5 protein-coding genes are annotated in these 4,126 nt (G+C 71.0%); 2 read left to right on the top strand and 3 right to left on the bottom strand.

Annotated elements, in window-relative coordinates; translation table 11 throughout:
- Positions 1-283: 283 nt before the first annotated feature.
- On the bottom strand, positions 284-790 hold the full coding sequence (locus tag JWP64_RS14305) for an Rv3235 family protein (protein ID WP_297496554.1): 507 nt from the start codon (positions 788-790) through the stop codon (positions 284-286).
- Positions 791-1,153: 363 nt separating this feature from the next.
- Between JWP64_RS14305 and JWP64_RS14300 the strand changes: the two genes are divergently transcribed.
- On the top strand, positions 1,154-1,786 hold the full coding sequence (locus JWP64_RS14300) for a hypothetical protein (protein ID WP_297496552.1): 633 nt from the start codon (positions 1,154-1,156) through the stop codon (positions 1,784-1,786).
- A gap of 11 nt (positions 1,787-1,797) precedes the next feature.
- Here the strand turns inward: JWP64_RS14300 and JWP64_RS14295 are convergent, their stop codons facing one another.
- Both JWP64_RS14295 and JWP64_RS14290 read right to left on the bottom strand, forming a co-directional pair.
- Positions 1,798-2,148, bottom strand: coding sequence for a hypothetical protein (locus JWP64_RS14295; RefSeq protein WP_297496551.1), 351 nt, complete (start codon positions 2,146-2,148; stop codon positions 1,798-1,800).
- On the bottom strand, positions 2,141-3,142 hold the full coding sequence (locus JWP64_RS14290; RefSeq protein WP_297496549.1) for a nitronate monooxygenase: 1,002 nt from the start codon (positions 3,140-3,142) through the stop codon (positions 2,141-2,143). Before JWP64_RS14290 ends, JWP64_RS14295 begins: the two co-directional genes overlap by 8 nt.
- A 747-nt stretch (positions 3,143-3,889) precedes the next feature.
- Here JWP64_RS14290 and JWP64_RS14285 point away from each other — a divergent pair.
- Positions 3,890-4,126, top strand: a 237-nt coding sequence (locus JWP64_RS14285) for a hypothetical protein (protein ID WP_297496547.1), incomplete at its 3' end; no start/stop codon positions are given.

Raw genomic sequence — 4,126 nt, 5'->3', positions numbered from 1 at the left:
GGTGGCGCGCGCGAGGCCACTCGGCAGGCGACGGAGGCCACTGCGCAGAACGCCCACGAGGTGCCCCGGACGACCCGGGCCAGTGGCACGCGCAAGGACAGCTGAACGCGCAACGGGTCTCGAACCGCCCCCCACCACGCCCCCGGGCCGCTCGCCGGGGGCCAGGTCGCCTACGCCGAGGACGCGCGTCTCTACGACGCCCGCACGTACCCGTTCGACGACGACGTCGGCCTGGGCTAGCGGCGTGGGGCTGTGACGCGGATGCAGCCCCGGCTGGGCCGGGTCACAGGATGCACAGGGCGGTGCACTTCCAGAGGTCGAGCTCGGCGAGCTCGAAGCGGGCGGCCAGCGCCCGCGGCCGCCCGAGCTCGACCAGGGCCGTGACCTCGAGGGCGCCTTCGTGGGGCTGCGCGGCGTGGAACCGGCGCAGGCTGATGGATCCGGCGCGGGCGCAGGCGGGTTCGATCTGCTTCAGGTAGGCGAGCACGCTGCGGTCGGCGTGCCGTCTGATCTGGGCAAGGCTGCGGCGCCCGACGGCTGCCTCCAGGATCGCCTGCAGCCCGCGGCGGGCGGCCGTGATCGCGGCCGCGTCCCGGGGGACGTCGCGGGTGAGCGGCCCGGCTTCCACCGGTGCGAGGGCCTCGGCCCGGTCCGGGGTGTGCCCGCAGGTCGGGCAGCCGTTCTGCGGCGCGTCCTCGAGCGGCGGTTCGATGTTCGACCGGGAGATCCGGAACGCGGGACCGCAGGCGCGCGTCGCGTGGTGGGCGGTCTGGGTGTGGGAGCTGGGCATGAGCGCTGTCCTCCGGGGTCGCGGCGGCCGGTGGCCGGCGCGTGCCCGCGGGGTGCGGGTCGGTGGGGCGCCGGCGGGACGGCGCTCCTGGCCGTGACCGGGTCGGCGGGCAGGGCTCGCCGGAGGCGATCGCGCAGCGACCGGAGCGCAGCGCAGGGCCTTGCGCGTCGAGCGGGGCGCGGGCACCGTCTCGTCGTCGGCGACCACGACCCCACCCGTTCGGCTGCGTCCAGCACCTGCGTGCGCAGCCCGGAAGGTCCGCGCGCCGGCAGAGCGAGCAGCCCGCCCTGCGGCGGGGACGAAGTTGTCCACAGATCTCGGGAAACGGGCCCTCGGCCCCGTGTCCGCGACCAGGCTCAGGTCATGCCTCAGACACCCCGAACCGAGCTCGCCTCTGACCCGCTCGCCCCGCTGACCTCGCACTCCCGCGCCTGGATCGCGCTCGCCGAGGCGGCCCGGACCATCTCGGACTTCAGCCGATCCCTGCTCCCGGGAGCAGCACACTGCACCCTCGGTGGCGTTGTCACCGGCGACGCCGTCCGCCTGGCCGCGCTGGCTCAGCGCCTCATCGCCGCGGCAATCGTCCTGGAGCGGACCTCCGGAGCGAGCTGGGACGAACTCGCCGACCCCCTCGGAATCACCGCCGCCGAGGCCCGCGAACAGTGGGAGCCGACCGTCGCGCAATGGGAGACCGACCTCGAGGCCGAGCGGGCGGCCTCACTCGCGCGCACCTCGTTGCTCCCGGTGGACTCGCCCGCGACCGCAGTCGAGCTCGACGACTGGGTCCGCCGGCACCGCGAGCCGGCCGACCTCGACGACCACCCGCACCCGGTGTCCGGGCAGCTACAGCGCATGGATCCGCTGCGCGAGCTCCTGCACCTCGCCGGGACGCGACGCGCGCTGATCGCCGCACACGACGACTCACCGCCAGAGGTGCTCCTGACCCGGCTAGCCGACCGCGAGCGCACTCTCATCGCGGCGGCGTCGCAGCCGTGACCGGCTGACCTTCACCCCGCCCGACTAATGGTGTCGACGTCGGCTCGCTGCCGCGCGAACACAGCCAGGGCACGCCCGAGCTCGTCCTGCGCCGGCCTGCCCGCCGTCGTGGCCGCCACCGTGGGGCGTTCCTCGTCGGGACAGGTCAGCGCGACAATCAGGACGGTCCCGGCGTTGGTCTCGGTCTCGAGCAGGTCGGCGAGCGCGGGGAAGCCGAGACCCCGGATCCGGGTCTCGATCGCGGCGAGCCGCACCCGGGCCGCGGTGAGGTCGCGGTCGTGGTCGGCGGCGATCGCGGCGCGCTGGTCGGCCTGGGCGTGGCCTCGACATCTCGTCAGGATTGCGCCGTCGGCATTACGCAAAGGCGCTCTTGCTGATCGCCTCGGCGCCTTCGACCAGGGTCCGCACGATTTCGGCGGCCGGCTTTACGTCGTCGATCAACGAGCAGGATTGTCCGCAGTAGAGCACCGCATAGTCGAGGTCGCCTTCGAAGCCTTCCATCGGCATGAAGACGCTGTACCGCGGTAGCTCGATGACCTGTCCACCCACAGGCATCTGCCCGGCGACCTGGCCCTCGCCTGGGCGCTGCCCGCTCGCCGGTGACCCGGCCGCCTCCCACTCCTCCACTGCCTTGTTCCGCAGCACTCGATGGGGGGCGTCAGACCACTCGAGATCGAACAGCTTCGTGTAGTAGGTGTCCTCCGCTGTGGCCTGCACGACGCGGTCCTTGTAGGCCGCCCGCGACTCGTCACTGCACAGAAAGCGGGTGCCAAGCGACACGGCCTGGGCACCGAGCGCCAGGGCGGCGGCCACTCCACGGGCATCCGCGATCCCGCCCGCGGCGATCACCGGCAGCGGCTGCACCGCATCGACCGTGGCCGGAAGAGAGATCGACAGTCCAGTCGTGCCCCGGACATGTCCACCCGCCTCCACACCCTGGATCATGACGGCGTCCACACCGGCCGCGGCCGCGGCCTTCGCCTCGGCCACCGAACCCACCTGCACGACGACCTTCGTGCCGACCGCGTGAGCTTTCTCGATGTAAGGACCGGCATCACCCCAGAAGAAGATGAGCACTGGCACCTTCTCCTCGAGACAACACTCGACCTGCGTGTCGTCCTGGCCCATCAACGGCATGATGATGTTGACACCGAACGGTTTGTTGGTGAGCGCGCGTGTCTCGCGGATCTGTTCGCGGATCACGGGGGCAGGCAAGCCTCCCATGCCCAGGACGCCGAGGCCGCCAGCATTCGATACGGCTGCCGCGAGTTCCGCCCCGGCGAGTCCACCGCCCATCCCCGCGTTCCAGATGGGAAACGACACGCCCAGTTGTCGACACAGTCCGGTCGTGAGCATGGTGACTCCGTCCTGTCCAAGCACCCGTCGGGGCGCTTCGGACAAATCTCCGTCTGGATTGCCGAACTCCTCGGCTCAGTCTATTCCCCTATCTGCCGGGTCGACAGCGACTCCGAGTGCGCCCGAATAGACCCATCGGGTGGTCAGGGAGCAGGTTGATCATCTCCGGGAGGTCACCCGGAAATGGCCTTAACGCGCCAGTGCGCCTTCACTCGGGTGTGTTTTCCCTCTGCTCTGAGCAGGTTGTCGATGATGTCGCTGATCGCGTCCTGAGATCGGACGAGGGGAGCGAGACCGCAGCAACATCGACTGCACCTTGTCATCGCGCAGCGCGATCGGAGCATTCGCCGACCCGGACGCCGACGCCGGCCGGCCAGGTCCTGAATCGAACCAAGAAGATCACCACGCCAGTTCCGGTCCGCCCCGACACGACGCCAAGATCCGTCATGCCCGCCCTACGGCTGTCCTGTCGGGCAAGGCAACCGAGATGCTCGCCGCGCCACTCGCTGAGGCGCTGAGGTGTCCCAGGACCAGGCCAACATCCGTTTCGTGAGCGGCCGCGCCTTGGGCCCCGTCCTCCTCCGCGGCGCTCAGAAGCTCCTCGGCGGGGTCGCGGATGGCGTGTCAGGTCTCGGCTGATGAAGAGGTCGATTCCCTCTCCAGCCGGGACGCCACAAGCTGGCCCGGTACACCCAGGAGCGGGGACGTGGAAACGAAACCGTCGGACCTCGATGGGAGGCTGCCCACATGACTGCCTGCGGGCACCCCGAGACCGACCCGATGCCGAACGACGTCGAGCACCTCGAGACGCGCTGGACGAGCCGGGACGGCGACGACGTGGCCCGGGACGTGTCGCTGACCTTCGGGACGTGCACGACCTGCGGGCATCTGATGGCGTCCGTCGTGCTCTGGGACCTCGAAGACCACGACCCAGACCACCCGGGCGTGCCACGCGCGACCGGCTGGCGCCCCCTCGAACCGGTC

The organism is Pseudonocardia sp., from assembly GCF_025465255.1.
Lineage (GTDB): Bacteria > Actinomycetota > Actinomycetes > Mycobacteriales > Pseudonocardiaceae > Pseudonocardia.
The sequence above is the reverse complement of the archived record's forward strand: the minus strand, read 5'-3'. Positions and strand labels throughout refer to the sequence as shown.